The sequence below is a fragment of the Streptomyces sp. NPDC052020 genome (assembly GCF_040680575.1).
Taxonomy (GTDB): domain Bacteria; phylum Actinomycetota; class Actinomycetes; order Streptomycetales; family Streptomycetaceae; genus Streptomyces.
This window is the reverse complement of the sequence record NZ_JBFAWY010000002.1, coordinates 264,284-280,553: the sequence shown is the minus strand read 5'-3', so window position 1 is coordinate 280,553 and position 16,270 is coordinate 264,284. Positions and strand designations below refer to the sequence as shown.

Genomic DNA, 16,270 nt, shown 5'->3' with positions numbered 1-16,270 from the left:
GGCGCCATGGGACGGTACGTCGTCCGGCGGCTGCTGCAGATGATCCCGGTCTTCGTCGGGGCCACGCTGCTGATCTTCCTGATGGTCCACGTCATGGGCGACCCGATCGCCGGCCTGTGCGGCGAACGCGAGTGCGACCCGGCGACCGCCGTCCGCCTGCGCCGGGAGTTCGGGCTCGACCAGCCCGTGTGGCGGCAGTACCTGACCTACATGGGCAACGTGCTCACCGGCGACTTCGGCACCGCCTTCAACGGCCAGCCGGTCACCGAGCTGATGGGGACGGCGTTCCCGGTCACCATCCGCCTGACCCTGGTGGCGATCGTCCTGGAGATCGTCATCGGGATCACCCTGGGCGTCCTCACCGGCCTGCGCCGCGGCCGGCCCGTCGACACCTCCGTCCTGCTGCTCACCCTCGTCGTCATCTCCGTCCCCACCTTCGTCACCGGCCTGCTGGTCCAGCTGCTGCTCGGCGTCAAGTGGGGCTGGATCAAACCGTCCGTCTCCGCCGAGGCCCCCCTCGGCGAGCTCATCGTCCCCGGCCTGGTCCTCGCCTCCGTCTCCCTCGCCTACGTCACCCGGCTGACCCGCACCTCCCTCGCGGAGAACCGGCGCTCAGACTACGTCCGCACCGCGATCGCCAAGGGCCTGCCGCGCCGTCGGGTCGTCACCCGGCACCTGCTGCGCAACTCCCTCATCCCCGTCGTCACCTTCGTCGGCACCGACATCGGCGCCCTCATGGGCGGCGCCATCGTCACCGAGCGCATCTTCAACATCCACGGTGTGGGCTACCAGCTCTACCAGGGCATCCTCCGCCAGAACACGCAGACCGTCGTCGGCTTCGTCACCGTCCTGGTGCTGGTCTTCCTGGTCGCCAACCTCCTCGTCGACCTGCTGTACGCCGTACTCGACCCGAGGATCCGCTATGCCTGAGCAGCCCTACGAGCCCGAACGCGCCATGGCCGGCACCGGCATGGGCGGGCAGATGGACCTGGCCGCCAGCGAGGCGACGTCCCTGGAAAAGCCGCCGGCCGGCCCCGAGGGCACCGGCGCCGGCGCCGGGGACAAGGCCCGCAGCCTGTGGTCCGACGCCTGGCACGATCTGCGCCGCAACCCGGTCTTCCTGGTCTCCGCGCTGGTGATCTGCTTCCTCGTCGTCATCTCCCTGTGGCCCTCCCTGATCGCCTCCGGCAACCCCCTCGCCTGCGACCTGGCCAAGGCCCAGGAGGGCTCCCAGCCCGGCCACCCCTTCGGTTTCAACGGCCAGGGCTGCGACGTCTACACGCGCACCGTCTACGGCGCCCGCACGTCCGTCACGGTCGGCGTCTGCGCCACGCTCGGCGTCGCCGTCCTCGGCGGCGTGCTCGGCGGGCTCGCCGGCTTCTTCGGCGGGGCCTGGGACGGGTTCCTGTCCCGGATCACCGACGTCTTCTTCGCGATCCCGGTCGTCCTCGGCGGCCTGGTCCTGCTGTCGGTGGTGACCGGCAACAGCCTCTGGCCGGTCGTCGGGTTCATGGTGCTGCTGGGCTGGCCGCAGATCTCCCGCATCGCCCGCGGCTCGGTCATCACCGCCAAGCACAACGACTACGTCCAGGCCGCCCGCGCGCTCGGCGCCTCCCACTCGCGCCTGCTGCTGCGGCACATCGCGCCCAACGCCGTCGCCCCCGTCATCGTCGTGGCCACCATCGCGCTCGGCACGTACATCGCGCTGGAGGCGACCCTGTCCTACCTCGGCGTCGGCCTGAAACCCCCGAGCGTGTCCTGGGGCATCGACATCTCCGCCGCCTCCCCGTACGTCCGCAACGCCCCGCACGCCCTGCTGTGGCCCTCGGGCGCGCTGGCGGTCACCGTGCTGGCGTTCATCATGCTCGGCGACGCGGTGCGCGACGCCCTCGACCCGAAGCTGAGGTGAGCCGCCGCCATGCTGCTGGACGTGCGTGACCTGCACGTGGAGTTCCGCACCCGCGAGGGCGTCGCCAAGGCCGTCAACGGCGTGAACTACCGCGTGGACGCCGGCGAGACCCTCGCCGTGCTCGGCGAGTCCGGCTCCGGCAAGTCCGTCACCGCCCAGGCGGTCATGGGCATCCTCGACATGCCGCCGGGCCGGATCACCCGCGGCGAGGTGCTGTTCGAGGGCCGGGACCTGCTGAAGCTCAAGGAGGACGAGCGGCGCAGGGTGCGCGGCGCCGAGATGGCGATGATCTTCCAGGACGCGCTGTCCTCGCTGAACCCCGTGCTGACCGTCGGCGACCAGCTGGCCGAGATGTTCACCGTGCACCGGGGCATGTCGAAGAAGGACGCGCGGGCCCGGGCCGTCGAGCTGATGGACCGGGTGCGGATCCCGGCCGCCAGGGAGCGGGTGCGGCAGTACCCGCACCAGTTCTCCGGCGGCATGCGCCAGCGCATCATGATCGCGATGGCGATGGCCCTGGAACCGAAGCTGATCATCGCCGACGAGCCGACCACCGCCCTCGACGTCACCGTCCAGGCCCAGGTCATGGACCTGCTCGCGGAGTTGCAGCGCGAGTACCACATGGGACTCATCCTGATCACCCATGACCTCGGCGTCGTCGCGGACGTGGCCGACCGGATCGCCGTGATGTACGCCGGCCGGATCGTGGAGACGGCCCCCGTGCACGACGTCTACAAGGCGCCCGCCCACCCCTACACCCGCGGTTTGCTCGACTCCATCCCGCGCCTGGACCACAAGGGCCGGGAGCTGTACGCCATCAAGGGCCTGCCGCCCAGCCTCCTGCACATCCCGCCCGGGTGCCCCTTCCACCCCCGCTGCCCCATGGTCCAGGACGTGTGCCGCACCGACGTACCCCCGCTGTACGAGGTGACCGGGGCACGGGCGGACCGGGGCAGCGCCTGCCACTTCTGGAGGGAGTGCCTGCATGGCTGAGCCGATCCTCCAGGTCCGCGGGCTGGTCAAGCACTACCCGCTCACCACCGGCATCCTGTTCAAGAAGCAGGTCGGCGCGGTCAAGGCCGTGGACGGGGTGGACTTCGACCTCGGCCGGGGCGAGACCCTCGGCATCGTCGGGGAGTCCGGCTGCGGCAAGTCCACCGTGGCCCGGATGCTGGTCAGCCTGGAGAAGCCGACGGCGGGGGAGATCCGCTACAAGGGCGAGGACGTCACCAGGCTGTCGGGCAGGGCCCTGAAGGCGGTCCGCCGCAACATCCAGATGGTCTTCCAGGACCCGTACACCTCCCTCAACCCCCGGATGACGGTCGGCGACATCATCGGGGAGGCGTACGACATCCACCCCGAGGCCGCGCCCAGGGGCGACCGGCGCCGCAGGGTGCGGGAACTCCTCGACGTCGTCGGCCTCAACCCCGAGTACGTCAACCGCTACCCGCACCAGTTCTCCGGCGGCCAGCGCCAGCGCATCGGCATCGCCCGCGGACTCGCCCTGCGCCCCGAGATCATCGTCGCCGACGAGCCGGTCTCCGCCCTCGACGTGTCGGTGCAGGCCCAGGTGATCAACCTGATGAGCCGGCTCCAGGACGAGTTCGGCCTCTCGTACGTCTTCATCGCCCACGACCTGTCGATCGTGCGGCACATCTCCGACCGGGTGGCGGTGATGTACCTGGGGCGGATCGTGGAGACCGGCAGCCACGCGGAGATCTACGACCATCCGACCCATCCCTACACCCAGGCGCTGCTGTCCGCGGTGCCGGTCCCCGACCCCGAGGCGCGCGAGCACCGGGAGCGGATCATCCTGGCCGGCGACGTGCCCTCCCCGGCGAACATCCCCTCCGGCTGCCGGTTCCGCACCCGGTGCTGGAAGGCCCGCGAGCGCTGCGCCCTGGAGGTCCCGCCGCTCGCGGTCCCGGCCGCGTTCCGGCAGGCGACCGGACCCGTGGCGCACGACTCGGCCTGCCACTTCGCGGAGACCAAACAGGTCGTGCCGCCCGAGGAGAGCGGCGCCGGACCCGGCCGGGAGGGGCACGGCTGAGAAGGGCCCGGACGGGAAGGGCCCCGGCTGGGACGGGCCCCGGCTGGGACGGGCGCGGCAACGGGCCGGGGCGCATGGCGCGCCCCGGCCCGTTTACGGCACCCGCACGGCCGTACGCGGTACAGCCTCCCGCGTTCCCATATCGGCGCCGCTTCCACGAAGTTGCGTGTGTGTTAACGCGGCATTGGGGCGCCTTTGAGACGCTATGTCAGGGCCAAGGAGCGCTTGAGGAAGTCGAGCTGGAGCCGCAGCAGGTTCTCGGCGACCGTCTCCTGGGGGGTCATGTGCGTGACGCCGGACAGGGGCAGCACCTCGTGCGGCCGCCCGGCGGCCAGCAGCGCCGACGACAGGCGCAGGGAGTGGGCGACCACCACGTTGTCGTCCGCCAGCCCGTGAATGATCATCATCGGGCGGTGGGGCTCGGCCGCGTCGACCAGGCCGGTGTCGTCGATCACCGAGTTGCGGCGGTAGACCTCCGGCCGCTCCTCCGGGTGGCCGAGGTAGCGCTCCTGGTAGTGGGTGTCGTACAGGCGCAGGTCCGTGACCGGGGCGCCCACCACCGCCGCGTGGAACACGTCCGGGCGGCGCAGCACCGCGAGCGCCGCCAGATAACCGCCGAAGGACCAGCCCCGGACGGCGACCCGGGACAGGTCGAGCGGGAAGTCGGCGGCGAGCGCCTGGAGCGCGTCCACCTGGTCCTGGAGGACGACGCCGGCCATGTCGTCCTTGACGGCCTTCTCCCACGCGGGCGAGCGGCCCGGGGTGCCGCGCCCGTCCGCGACGACCACCGCGAAGCCCTGGTCGGCGAACCACTGGGAGGTGAGATGGGCGTTGTGCGCGGCCACCACCCGCTGACCGTGCGGACCACCGTAGGGGTCCATCAGGACCGGGAGGCGGGTGTCACCGGGGTAGTCCTTTGGCATAAGCACGGCGCACGGGATGCGGCGTGCGCCCCCCTGGGTGAGGCGCACGCGCGGGGACAGCCCGGGATCCTCGGCGTACGACGGGATGACCGCCGCCCGCTTCCCGTCCCGCAGGACCTCCGCCCGCGCGCCCGGCCGGTCCAGCGCCGCGGACACCAGCACGGTCACACCCCCGGCGCGCACCGCCGTGTGCACGCCGGGCTCCCGCGAGACGCGCTCCACGCCCAGCTCGTTCACCCGGTACACGTGCACCTCGCCGGTCTCCGGGTCGGCCGCCTCCTCGCCGGCGGACGCCGAGATGAGCACGTCGTCAGCGGAGACGTCCAGCACCGCCCTGACGTGCAACTGCGCACCCGTCAGCGGACGGTCCCCGACCGCCAGCACCCGCGCCCCGCCCTCGTCGGCGATCCGCACCAGCTGCCCGGAGGGGCTCCAGCAGGGAACCCCGGGAAAAAGTTCCAGCCAAATCGGATCTTCATCGGCGTGCACCATCCGGGTCGCCCCCGACTCGGGGTCCACCGCCAGGAAGAGCTGACCGCGCTGGTCGCGCGACTGGACCAGCAGCAGCGGCGCACCCGCCGCCGACCAGTGCACTCGCGCCAGATAGGGATACCGGCCGCGGTCCCAGACCACCTCGGTCCGCGCCCCGTCCAGGCCCAGCACGAACAGCCGGACCTCCGCGTTGGCGGTACCCGCCGCCGGATACGGGATGTGTTGTGGGTCACGTCCCGGGTGGGCCGGATCGGAGATCCACCACCGCCGTACCGGCGTGTCGTCCACGCGCGCCACCAGCAGCCGGTCCGACTCCGGAGCCCACCAGAAGCCCCGCGTCCGCCCCATCTCCTCGGCGGCGATGAACTCGGCCAGACCGTAGGAGACCCCGTCCGCCTCCGGCTCGGCCAGCGCCCGGTCGCCCTCGCCCTCGGCGCCCACGACCCGCAGGGCGCCCCGCGCGACGTACGCGACGTGCCGTCCGTCCGGAGCCGGGCGGGGGTCGACCACCGGGCCGCGCACGCGCAGCTCCCGAGCCGTCCCGGCCCGCAGTTCGGCCGTGAACAGCCGCCCCGACAAGGCGAAGGACGCCAGTTCCACGGCCGCGTCCGTGGCGTAGCCCACGATTCCGGCGCCGCCCTCGCGGCTGCGCTCGCGCCGCGCCCGCTCCTCGGGCGGGAGGTCCTCCGCGGTGTCGCCCAGCAGGGCGCGCGGATCGGCCGCCACCCGCTCGCCGCCCTCCGCGAGGTCGAGGACCCACAGGGAGCCGGTCCGGTCGGTGCCGGAGGACGAGCGCAGGAACACGGCGCGGGAACCGTCCGGCGCCACCGTGAACGAGCGCGGCGCGCCGAGCGTGAACCGCTGGGTGCGGGCGTGCCGCCTGGGGAAGGAGTCAGCCTCGGTCTGCATGCCCTGACCATATTGGCCATGCGCCCCCTTGTGCGGCTGTGCGCCGATCGATGCGCGCGTACGGATAGTTATGATCACTAGCGCACAGTGGGTACCAACCCGCTGCCTACTGTGCGAAGTTGTAGTCGCACACTCTGTACGACCGGTCCGTCCCACAGTCCCCGACACGGCCCGCCCGTGTCCGACCCCACCACGTCCCTGGGTTCTTTGGAGGTGAGCCGCCGTGGCACTCTCGATTTCGGCGGTGGTGCTGCTGGCGATCATCGTCTTCCTGCTGATCAAGAAGTCGGGACTGAAAGCGGGGCATGCCGTCGTGTGCATGCTGCTCGGCTTCTATCTCGCCTCCTCGACCGTCGCTCCGACGATCAGCGAGCTCACGTCGAACATCGCGGGGATGATCGGCAGTATCAAGTTCTGACCCGGCCGGTCCGCGCGGTCCCCGGCGGCCGGAGTGACAGGCCGCGGGGGAGCCGCCCGGGAGGGACGGTCGCCTCGTAGGGTGGGGGCCATGACCGAACTGCCCGCCCGTCGTCTGCTGCTGGTGCACGCGCACCCGGACGACGAGTCGATCAACAATGGCGCCACCATGGCCAAGTACGCGGCGGAGGGCGCCCAGGTGACCCTGGTGACCTGCACCCTCGGCGAGCGCGGCGAGGTCATCCCGCCCGGACTGCGCCATCTGGCCGGCGCCGCGCTCGGCCAGCACCGGATGCGTGAGCTCACCGAGGCCATGCGCGCGCTCGGCGTCGAGGACGTCCGGCTGCTCGGCGGCCCGGGCCGGTACGCGGACTCCGGGATGATGGGCCTGCCCGACAACGACGACCCCGCCTGCTTCTGGCAGGCCGACGTCGACGCGGCCGCCGCCCTCCTCGTCGAAGTGATCCGCGAGGTGCGCCCCCAGGTCCTCGTCACCTACGACCCGAACGGCGGCTACGGCCACCCCGACCACATCCAGGCCCACCGCGTCGCCATGCGCGCCGCCGACCTCGCCGCCGAGGCGGGCTGCCCGCTCGACAAGGTGTACTGGAACCGGGTGCCCCGCTCGGTCGCCGAGGCGTCCTTCGCCCGGCTCCACGAGGAGCTGCCCGGCCTGCCCTTCGCCAAGCCCGCCGCCCTGGACGACGTACCCGGCGTCGTGGACGACACGCGGATCACCACCGAGATCGACGGCACCGCGTACGCCGCCGCCAAGGCCGCGGCGATGCGGGCGCACGCCACCCAGATCGAGGTGGCCGAGCCGTACTTCGCGCTCTCCAACGAACTGGCGCAGCCCCTGTTCACCACGGAGTACTACGAACTGGTGCGCGGTGAGCGCGGTCCCGGCGCCCGGGAGAGCGACCTGTTCGCCGGGATCGCCGCCGCCACGGAAGGAAAGGCGCCGTGAACGACCGGACCCCGCCGCTCGCCCAGCCGCTGCGTCCGCCCTCCGCCGGACGGGCCGCGCTCTACCTGGGCCTGCTGGTGTGCGGTGCCGTGGTCGGCGCCGCCGGAGCGCTGGTGCAGACCGCATGGTTCCCCGGCGGTCTGCTGCTCGCCCTCGCCGGCGAGGCCGGCCTCTGCCTGGGGGCCGCACGGGCCGTCGGCGCCCGGGGCGCGGCCGTCGCGTCCGCCGTCGGCTGGGCGATCGCCGTCATCCTGCTCACCGCCAGCCGTCCCGAGGGCGACTTCCTCTTCGCCGCGGGTGGCGGCTCCTATCTCTTCCTCCTCGGCGGCATCGCCCTCGCTGTGATCTGCGCCACGCTCGCGCCGGTCCGGCAACCGGACGGCGACGCCGCCCGACTTGGGAAGTGACGTACCACTTCGCCGTACCAGATGTGAGCGCGTTGGGTGAGGGTTTCCCCAGCAGCCCCGGGAAACGCGGGAGAAGCGGCCAGTATGGTGGTGCGCGCCGCCGAGCCTCCCCCAAGCTCCTCGAGCAGGGGACCCCACCGTGAGATCGTGACGGGCGGCGGAGCCAACCGGGAGAACCTGCCTTGAGTCGTGAAACTGACAGTCCGTCCTCCGGGCCCCACGGGCGCGGCGGTGCCGCCTACCCCTCGGGCACGCCGCCCTACGGGACCCCTGCGGCTGCCGGCGACGGTACGGACGCGAGCCGTACGGCCGGGCGGCCGGAGGAACGCAAGACCGAGACCACGCTGACGACCCGCATCCGGATCAACATCCCCGGATCCCGGCCGATCCCGCCGGTCGTCGTCCGCAAGCCCGTCGGCGAGTCCGAGGACGGCGCCGGCGAGACGGAGGAGACGGGCGCCGAGACACCGGCGCGGGGCCACGCCGCCCCCACGGGCACCGCGGAGCCCCTCGCCGGCGCCGCCGGGCAGCAGGCCGAGGAGAAGGCGACCAGCGACTGGTTCGCGCCCCGCAAGTCCCCGGCGGCCCAGGGCGCTCCGGGCGGCGGGCCGGGCAACGGGGCCGGTGCGCCCGGCGGTCCGGGCGCCTCCGGCGCGGCCGCGGGCCCCGGTCCGGGCGCGGCGGGCGCCGGGAAGACCGGCGCGGGCGCACCCGGTGGCGCACGGCCGGGCGGCTCCCGCCCCGGCGGCAGCGGCGCCGGGCTCCCGGGCGCGACCGGCGGCCCCGTGGCGCCCGGGCACGGCGGCGGCACGGGCTCCTTCGACGTGACCGAGGCGCTGGCGGCGGGACCGCTGGGCAACGGTTCCCGTCCGGGCGCAGGCCACGGACCCGGCCGCGACGACCTGCCGTACGGCACGGCCGACGGGCCGGGCGCGCACGACGCGCGGGCTGCGCACGCCGGGCAGGCCCCGCCCGACGCGCCGAGCGGCCCCGCCGGCGCTCCCCACGCCTTCCGGCAGCCCGGCGCGCACACCGGCCCGCAGGGGGCCCCCACGGGACCGACGGCCGGCCCGGTCACCGGCGCCGGACGGCTGGCCCCCCCGCCCGCCGGCGGGACGGGCGCGCCCGGAGTCTCCGGCGCCCCCGGCGCCCCCGGCGTGCCCGGCACGCCGAACCCGGCCGGCCGGACCGGCGCCCCGGGCGTACCCGGCGCACCCGGTGGCCCGGGTGACCCCGGCGGGCTGCGCGGTCCCGGCGCTCCGGCGGGTCCCGGCGGCGGCCTGAGCGACGACACCGCCATCCTCACCCCGCAGAAGCCGGCTCCCCCCGGGTACGGCAGCCCCGCGGACAACGTCTCCGGGAACACCGTCAGCAGCGGCATCCCCGTGGTGCCCGGCGATCGGCAGTCCCCTTTCGGCCCGGGCACGCCCGCCGGCGGCCCCCGGCCTCAGGCCCCCAAGGCGCCCGAGCCGGCCGCGCCGGCCCCGGCGAGCTCCGCCAAGCCGCCGAAGAAGAAGGGCCGCAGCAAGCTGGTGCTGCTCGTCGGCGGCGTGGTCGTCCTCGCCGGTGTCGCCTACGGCGCCGGCCTGCTGATGAACCACTCCGACGTGCCCAAGGGCACCACCGTGCTCGGCGTCGAGATCGGCGGCGGCACCCGCGACGACGCCGTCGAGAAGCTGGACGCCGCCTTCGAGGAGCGGGTGGACAAGCCGCTGAAGCTCACGGTCGGCGGCGAGACCGTCGAACTGAAGCCCGAGCAGGCGGGACTCCAGTTCGACCTCCAGGCCACGGTCGGCGCCGCGGCGAAGAGCGACTACAACCCGGTCTCCGTGATCGGCTCCCTCTTCGGCAACCACCGGGTCGTCGACCCGGTCATGCCGGTCGACGAGGAGAAGCTGCACGCCGCTCTGCGGCGCGCGGCCGGCGGCGCCGGTTCGGTGACCGAGGGCACGATCGAGTTCCGGCCCGGCAAGGCCGTCCCCGTGTACGGCGAGGCGGGCAAGGGCATCGACGTCGCCAAGTCGACCGAGGCGGTCGCCGACGCCTACCGCACCCAGGTGGAGACCGGCACCGCCACGCCGGTGAACGTGCCGACCACCACCCGGCAGCCGACGGTCTCCAAGGCCGAGGTCGACCGGATGATGAAGGAGTTCGCCGAGCCGGCGATGTCCGCCAACGTGACCGTGCAGACCGACGCGGCGCACGCGGTCCCGATGAGTCCGCAGAAGTCGCTGTGGAAGTTCCTCCGGGTCACCGCGGTCGACGGCAAGCTGGTCGACAAGCCCGACCTGACCGCGCTGAAGGGGCTCTACGGCCAGGCGTTCGACGGCGTGCTCATCACCCGGGCCAACGGCAAGAAGACGCCCGTCACCCCCGAGGACGTCTACGTCGCCCTCCGCCAGGCGCTGACGAGCAGGACCGACCGGGTCGCGGTCATCGAGACGAACCCGAGCTAGTGCGCTCAGACGGAAGGGGGGCGTCCGAGGGGCGCCCCCCTTCCGTACCGCCGCGCCGGTCCGGCCGGGCCGCGGGTCAGTTCAGCAGGGCGCGCGCCGCGCGCGCCTGCCCCCGTACCCGCTCCGCCGCCGGCTCGTCGACCGCCGCGAGCACGTCGGCGTACGCGTCGAGCTCCGCCGCACCCCGCAGGAACTCGCCCCGCTGCACGAGCAGCTGCGCCCGCTCGTAGCGCAGCCGCGCCGGGTGCGAGGGCAGCAGCAGCGACAGCTCCACCGCCCACAGCGCCACGTCCGTCCGCTCGGGACGGGCCGCCGCCCAGGCCCGGATGTTGTTCAGGATCCGCGACACCACCTCCAGCGGATCGGCCGGCGTCAGCATCGACGGCTCCAGCCGCGCCCCCGTGGCCCCCGCCACCAGCAGCTCGGCGTCGGTCCCCGTCAGCACCCGCCCCCCGTCGAACGGGTCCGCGAGCACCTGGTCCTCCCGCGGCCCGAACCCGACGACGAAGTGCCCGGGCAGCGCCACCCCGTACACCGGCGCGCCCGCCCGGCGGGCCACCTCCATCCACACCACCGACAGCAGGATCGGCAGCCCGCGCCGCCGCCGCACCACCTCGTGCAGCAGCGACGACTCCAGGCGCCGGTAGTCCGCGGCCGACCCGCGGAAGCCGTACCGGCCGCCGAGCAGCTCCCGCAGCGCCACCGCCCACTCCCGCGGCCCGCCCGGCCGGAACGGCAGCTCCCCGGCCAGCCGGTCCAGCTCCATCTGGGCGGCGTCCAGGCCCGCCTCGTCCAGCGTGCCGTCCGCCTGCGCGGCGAGCAGCAGACACAGCGCCGCCAGGTCCGGCCGCCCGGACCGGGCCTGGCCGGCGAACCGCCGCCGCAGCTCGGCGGACCGCCCGTCCGGCGGCGGCTGGGGGGAGGGCGGGGCGGGGCGGCGGCCTGTCACGACGGTCCGCCCCCGAGGGCGCCTGCGTCCGGCTCCCGGTAGTGGTGGTACGCGTGGTGCGCCGAGAAACCCATCCCGGCGTACAGCGCCCGCGCCGCCGCGTTGCCGGTCTCCACCTGGAGCCACGCGGCCGACGCGCCCTCGTCGAGCGCCCGCCGGGCCAGCGCCGCCATCACCGCCGTGGCCAGTCCCCGCCGCCGCGCGGCCGGATCGACCTCCACGGCCGCGAAACCGGCCCACCGCCCGTCCACCACGCACCGTCCGATCGCGTCCGGCACCTCCCCGGCGCCCGGCACCGTCGCGAACCACACCGACGGCCCTCCCGCACGCTCGGCCTCGCCCGCGCGGGGGGACGCCCCGCCCAGCACCCGCAGCGCCACCTCGCTCACGCCCTTGCGCTGGTAGCGGGCGAGCCACGCCTCGTCCGCGGTCCGCGCCAGCACGACTTCCGTCCCCTCGGCCCGGTCGGCGACCGGGGCGAGCGCCCCCGTCCACACCTCGGCGGTCACCTCCCGCGTCCAGCCCCGCCGCTCCAGCTCCGCGCAGAGCGTCTCCTGCGTGCCCTCCGCCCCCGTCGCGGTCTGCACGTACGCGGGCAGGCCGCGCTCGGCGTACCACCGCCGTACGGCGCTCAGCGCCTCGTCGAGCGGCAGCCCCGGATCGCCCAGCGGAAGCACCGAGTTGGCCCGCCGGGTGAACCCGGACGCGGCCCGCAGCTCCCACCCGCCGAGCCGCTCGCTGACCACCGGCCGCCAGGCCCGGCCGGCGACCCTCGCCAGCTCCTCGTACGAGGCGGCCGGGCCGCGGCGGCGCGCCGGAGCGGACGGCACGACCTTGCCCGCGACGAGTGCGGACTCCGGAATGCGGACGGTCTCGCCGCCCTTTCGTGTGATCACCAGCACACCGTTGTCCCATGATGTGAGAACTCCGACCGTGTCGGTGAACTTCTCACCGGGCGCGGCAGGTTCGGCCAGCCGCCGTACCGAGACCCGTTTTCCCACGTCAGCGGCGGTGATACGGACCTCGAGTCGTCCGGCGGCAGAGATTTCCACGGGTCGGTTCACCCCTCCTGTTCGGATCATGCCCAAGAACGGAGATACTAGGGGCGGGCATCGACGACGCCGCGCTCCCGCGCGCCAGGCGGCGGAGCCTGAGGTGGCCCGCCAGCGCCCTATCGAGGAGGAACGACAGCGTGACCTACGTCATCGCGCAGCCTTGTGTCGACGTCAAGGACAAGGCGTGCATCGAGGAGTGCCCGGTCGACTGCATCTACGAGGGCCAGCGGTCCTTGTACATCCACCCGGACGAATGCGTCGACTGCGGAGCCTGTGAGCCGGTCTGCCCGGTCGAGGCGATCTTCTACGAGGACGACGTGCCGGAGGAGTGGAAGGACTACTACAAGGCGAACGTCGAGTTCTTCGACGAGCTCGGCTCGCCCGGCGGCGCCAGCAAGCTGGGGCTGATCGAGCGCGACCACCCGTTCGTCGCCGCACTGCCGCCGCAGGGCGAGTAACCCCCCGGCGGCCCTTGAACGGCCCGCACTCCCCCGGCCCGGCGGCGCCCGGGTCCGGGGGAGCCCCGGCGCCGCCTCGGTCCCGTACGGCCCGATCGTCCGCGATCGGGCCGTACGGGACCGAGGTGTTTGCCGAGCACAGCAGAAAGTGAGCCAGACACCCGTGTCCGCAGTCACCGACCGTCTCCCCACCTTCCCCTGGGACAAGCTGGCGCCCTACAAGGCGACGGCCGCCGCCCACCCGGACGGCATCGTCGACCTCTCCGTCGGCACCCCGGTCGACCCGGTGCCCGAGCTGATCCAGAAGGCACTCGTCGCGGCGGCCGACTCGCCGGGCTATCCGACCGTCTGGGGCACGCCCGCGCTGCGCGACGCGATCACCGGCTGGGTCGAGCGCCGCCTCGGCGCCCGGGACGTCACCCACCACCACGTCCTGCCGATCGTCGGCTCCAAGGAACTGGTCGCCTGGCTCCCCACCCAGCTGGGCCTCGGCCCCGGCGACACGGTGGCCTTCCCCCGCCTGGCCTACCCGACGTACGAGGTCGGTGCCCGCCTGGCCCGCGCCGCGTACGCGGTCTACGACGACCCGACCGAGCTGGACCCGGCGCACCTGAAGCTGCTCTGGCTCAACTCCCCGTCCAACCCCACGGGCAAGGTGCTGTCCAAGGAGGAGCTGACCCGGATCGTGGCCTGGGCCCGCGCCCACGGCGTCCTGGTCTTCTCCGATGAGTGCTACCTGGAGCTGGGCTGGGAGGCCGACCCGGTCTCGGTCCTGCACCCGGACGTCAACGGCGGCTCGTACGAGGGCCTTGTGGCCGTCCACTCCCTCTCCAAGCGCTCCAACCTGGCCGGCTACCGCGCCGCCTTCCTGGCCGGCGACCCGGCCGTCCTCGGTCCGCTGCTGGAGATCCGCAAGCACGGCGGCATGATGACGTCGGCCCCCACCCAGGCGGCGGTGGTGGCGGCCCTCGGTGACGACGAGCACGTCCGCGTCCAGCGGGAGCGCTACGCCGCCCGCCGCACGGCCCTGCGCGAGGCGCTCCTCGCCCACGGCTTCCGCATCGAGCACAGTGAGGCCAGCCTCTACCTGTGGGCCACCCGCGGGGAGTCCTGCTGGGACACCGTGGCCCACCTGGCCGAGCGCGGCATCCTGGTGGCGCCGGGCGACTTCTACGGACCCGCGGGCGAGCGGTTCGTCCGGGTCGCCCTCACCGCGACCGACGAGCGGGTGCGGGCCGCGGTGGAGCGGCTGGCCCGAGAGTCCGGCTGACCGACCCTTCCGGCCCGCCCGGGCGCGCCGGAAGCGGGCGGAAACGGAGCGACGGGGCCCAGGACTTCCTGGACCCCGTCGCCGTGCACGCCTGAGTTCACACCGGCCGCCGGGCCGGTACCGCCGGCCGTCAGCCGAGCGGCAGCCCCTTGACCGGGAGCCCGCCCTTGCCCAGCGCGCCGGTGGGCAGACCGCTCTCGGTGGCGGTCCGCGCGGTGTCCCCGACGAGGTCCCCGGCCGTGCCGGCCACGTCCCCGGCGGCCTTCTGCGCGACCGGAGCCGTCTTCTTCACGGCCTTGCCGCCGGCCTTGCCCGCGGTCGGCACGGTCTGCTTGACGGCCTTGCTGCCGGCGTCGCCCGCGTGCCCGGTGGTCTTCCGCGCCGCCTCGTCGACGGTGGTGGCGAGGTTCGCCCCGTCCAGGGCGGTCAGCGCACCGAGGTTCGGGGCGGCCGGCAGTTCCGGGGCCGCGCTGGCGGAGCCGGCCGCACCGACCCCGGCAGCCGCTCCCGCAGCGACGAGCAGCGCGGCACGGGCGATCCGGCGGGTCAGGGGGAGGGACATGTTGCTCCTTCGACGGGAGTGAACGGTGGAGAATCCGACCGCGCCCGGCGCTGGACCGGCCGGGCTCGGACGCAGTGACTACCGCTCGAAGCCCGCGAAGGTTGCGGCAGCGTAACGTAAAGAGTGGGTAATGTGCCGCATGATCGAAGCGGCGGAAAGCGGGCGAAAGGGCTGCGGCCGGCACAGCTGCCGAATCCTTTCAGCTCTTTGCCCGCAAGGGCTCCGGGGAATTGGCCCGCCTCTTCGACAACGCGTACGCTCCCTCGCCCGCGGGGCGGGTGGGTAGCCCCGGCGGGTGACCGCTCGCACTAAGGCGCAGTGACGATCCGGACCGGACCCGCGCCCCGCTCGGCCCCCGCGGTGCCCAGGGCTTCCCCCGTTTCCCCCGTCTTCTTCGCTTCCGTCGCTTCCTCCGCGCCGCCGTCGACCGGCCGCCACCGGCTGTCGGTGTGCCCGGCGGTCCACTCCCGGCCGGCGTAGGTGACCCGCTTGATGTGCAGCGCGGAGGCGTTGGCCACCGCCCAGTGCGCCAGCTGCCAGCCGCGCTGCGCCGCGCTCCGCCCGGCCGCCGCCGAGTCGGCCGTCACCGGCAGCGTCACGGTCCGCCCGTCGGACCCCTCGGCCCCGTCGGCGCCGCCCGGAGACGGCGACGGGGAGGGCGCGGCCGCCCCGTCCACCCGCGCTCCGGCCGGCTGGAAGACCTCGCGCCCGAAGTCCCGCGCCAGCGCGGCGCGTACGGCGTCGGCGCCCTCGGCCCGGGTCGCGTCCGGGCGTCCCTCGCAGGTCAGCGTGGCCGCCGACTGCCCGGTGAGAGCGGCGGCCAGCAGCGTGGCGTCCGGCTCGTGCTTGGCGTACGCCTGCGGGAAGCCGCTGCGCTGCACCCGCTGCGCGGCCACGGTCAGCGGCAGCCGCGTATAGCCGGGCACCTCGACCAGATGGTCGTAGAACTTCCCCGCCGCGTACGCCGGGTCCATGATCTCCTTCGGGGTGCCCCAGCCCTGCGAGGGCCGCTGCTGGAACAGGCCGAGGGAGTCGCGGTCGCCGTGGCCGATGTTCCGCAGCGCCGACTCCTGCAACGCGGTCGCCAGCGCGATCGTCACGGCCCGCTCCGGCAGGCCGCGCGCGGTGCCCACGGCGGTGATCGTCGCCGCGTTCACCGCCTGCTCCGGGGTGAACTCGTACGTCGCCCCGTCGCCCTCGCCGGAGACGACCTTGCATCCCGGTGCGCCCGTGCCGCCGGTGACGTACTGAACCGCGAGATAACCGGCGACCGCGAGCAGGACCACGAAGGCCGACCCGATACGCGCAAGGCGGCCGCGGCGGGTGACGGTGACGGGGGGAGACGGCTCTGGCACGGGTACAAGGTACTGGAGGACACCGGGACTCCCGTGCCGGGTGGGGACGCGGGCGAGCGCCGGGCGCGCAGCCGGCGCGCTAGGGTCGACG

General features: G+C 74.1%; 15 protein-coding genes. 10 read left to right on the top strand and 5 right to left on the bottom strand.

Features of this window, described 5'->3' with window-relative positions:
• The first annotated feature begins 6 nt into the window (after positions 1-6).
• The 4 genes from AB0L74_RS03190 to AB0L74_RS03175 are packed head-to-tail and all read left to right on the top strand — an operon-like array spanning position 7 to position 3,959.
• The gene (locus AB0L74_RS03190; RefSeq protein WP_365645003.1) at positions 7-930 is read left to right on the top strand and encodes an ABC transporter permease; all 924 of its coding nucleotides are present in this window, start codon (positions 7-9) and stop codon (positions 928-930) included.
• The gene (locus tag AB0L74_RS03185; protein WP_365645001.1) at positions 923-1,909 is read left to right on the top strand and encodes an ABC transporter permease; all 987 of its coding nucleotides are present in this window, start codon (positions 923-925) and stop codon (positions 1,907-1,909) included. The genes AB0L74_RS03190 and AB0L74_RS03185 overlap by 8 nt, the downstream gene beginning before the upstream one ends.
• Before the next feature lie 9 nt (positions 1,910-1,918).
• The gene (locus AB0L74_RS03180; RefSeq protein WP_365644999.1) at positions 1,919-2,902 is read left to right on the top strand and encodes an ABC transporter ATP-binding protein; all 984 of its coding nucleotides are present in this window, start codon (positions 1,919-1,921) and stop codon (positions 2,900-2,902) included.
• Positions 2,895-3,959: a dipeptide ABC transporter ATP-binding protein gene (locus AB0L74_RS03175; protein WP_365644997.1), complete on the top strand. Its 1,065-nt coding sequence runs from the start codon at positions 2,895-2,897 to the stop codon at positions 3,957-3,959. The genes AB0L74_RS03180 and AB0L74_RS03175 overlap by 8 nt, the downstream gene beginning before the upstream one ends.
• A 203-nt stretch (positions 3,960-4,162) precedes the next feature.
• Here AB0L74_RS03175 and AB0L74_RS03170 read toward each other — a convergent pair whose 3' ends face one another.
• On the bottom strand, positions 4,163-6,283 hold the full coding sequence (locus AB0L74_RS03170; RefSeq protein ID WP_365644995.1) for a prolyl oligopeptidase family serine peptidase: 2,121 nt from the start codon (positions 6,281-6,283) through the stop codon (positions 4,163-4,165).
• 223 nt (positions 6,284-6,506) lie between these two features.
• Between AB0L74_RS03170 and AB0L74_RS03165 the strand changes: the two genes are divergently transcribed.
• The 4 genes from AB0L74_RS03165 to AB0L74_RS03150 all read left to right on the top strand — a co-directional run bounded on the left by AB0L74_RS03165 (position 6,507) and on the right by AB0L74_RS03150 (position 10,530).
• Positions 6,507-6,701: a hypothetical protein gene (locus AB0L74_RS03165; protein WP_365644993.1), complete on the top strand. Its 195-nt coding sequence runs from the start codon at positions 6,507-6,509 to the stop codon at positions 6,699-6,701.
• 90 nt (positions 6,702-6,791) lie between these two features.
• Positions 6,792-7,667: an N-acetyl-1-D-myo-inositol-2-amino-2-deoxy-alpha-D-glucopyranoside deacetylase gene (gene mshB, locus AB0L74_RS03160; protein WP_365644991.1), complete on the top strand. Its 876-nt coding sequence runs from the start codon at positions 6,792-6,794 to the stop codon at positions 7,665-7,667.
• The gene (locus tag AB0L74_RS03155; protein WP_365644989.1) at positions 7,664-8,074 is read left to right on the top strand and encodes a DUF6113 family protein; all 411 of its coding nucleotides are present in this window, start codon (positions 7,664-7,666) and stop codon (positions 8,072-8,074) included. Before mshB ends, AB0L74_RS03155 begins: the two co-directional genes overlap by 4 nt.
• Positions 8,075-8,256: 182 nt before the next feature.
• Positions 8,257-10,530: a hypothetical protein gene (locus AB0L74_RS03150; RefSeq protein WP_365644987.1), complete on the top strand. Its 2,274-nt coding sequence runs from the start codon at positions 8,257-8,259 to the stop codon at positions 10,528-10,530.
• A 76-nt stretch (positions 10,531-10,606) separates the two neighbouring features.
• Here AB0L74_RS03150 and AB0L74_RS03145 read toward each other — a convergent pair whose 3' ends face one another.
• The gene (locus AB0L74_RS03145) at positions 10,607-11,479 is read right to left on the bottom strand and encodes a transglutaminase-like domain-containing protein (RefSeq protein WP_365644985.1); all 873 of its coding nucleotides are present in this window, start codon (positions 11,477-11,479) and stop codon (positions 10,607-10,609) included.
• Positions 11,476-12,531, bottom strand: coding sequence for a GNAT family N-acetyltransferase (locus tag AB0L74_RS03140; RefSeq protein ID WP_365644983.1), 1,056 nt, complete (start codon positions 12,529-12,531; stop codon positions 11,476-11,478). The genes AB0L74_RS03145 and AB0L74_RS03140 overlap by 4 nt, the downstream gene beginning before the upstream one ends.
• 140 nt (positions 12,532-12,671) lie before the next feature.
• On the opposite strand from AB0L74_RS03140, the gene fdxA reads away from it, so the two are divergent.
• Together fdxA and AB0L74_RS03130 are read left to right on the top strand one after the other, a co-directional pair.
• Positions 12,672-12,992: a ferredoxin gene (gene fdxA, locus AB0L74_RS03135; RefSeq protein WP_014674796.1), complete on the top strand. Its 321-nt coding sequence runs from the start codon at positions 12,672-12,674 to the stop codon at positions 12,990-12,992.
• 163 nt (positions 12,993-13,155) lie between these two features.
• Positions 13,156-14,262 carry a bifunctional succinyldiaminopimelate transaminase/glutamate-prephenate aminotransferase gene (locus AB0L74_RS03130; RefSeq protein WP_365644980.1) on the top strand — a complete coding sequence of 369 codons (1,107 nt, stop codon included), beginning with the start codon at positions 13,156-13,158 and terminating at the stop codon, positions 14,260-14,262.
• A gap of 130 nt (positions 14,263-14,392) precedes the next feature.
• On the opposite strand, the gene AB0L74_RS03125 is transcribed toward AB0L74_RS03130, so the two are convergent.
• Both AB0L74_RS03125 and AB0L74_RS03120 read right to left on the bottom strand, forming a co-directional pair.
• Complete coding sequence (locus AB0L74_RS03125) at positions 14,393-14,824, bottom strand: ATP-binding protein (protein WP_365644978.1); 432 nt, start codon at positions 14,822-14,824, stop codon at positions 14,393-14,395.
• A gap of 308 nt (positions 14,825-15,132) precedes the next feature.
• Positions 15,133-16,179, bottom strand: coding sequence for a heavy metal transporter (locus AB0L74_RS03120; protein ID WP_365644976.1), 1,047 nt, complete (start codon positions 16,177-16,179; stop codon positions 15,133-15,135).
• Between the last annotated feature and the right edge of the window lie 91 nt (positions 16,180-16,270).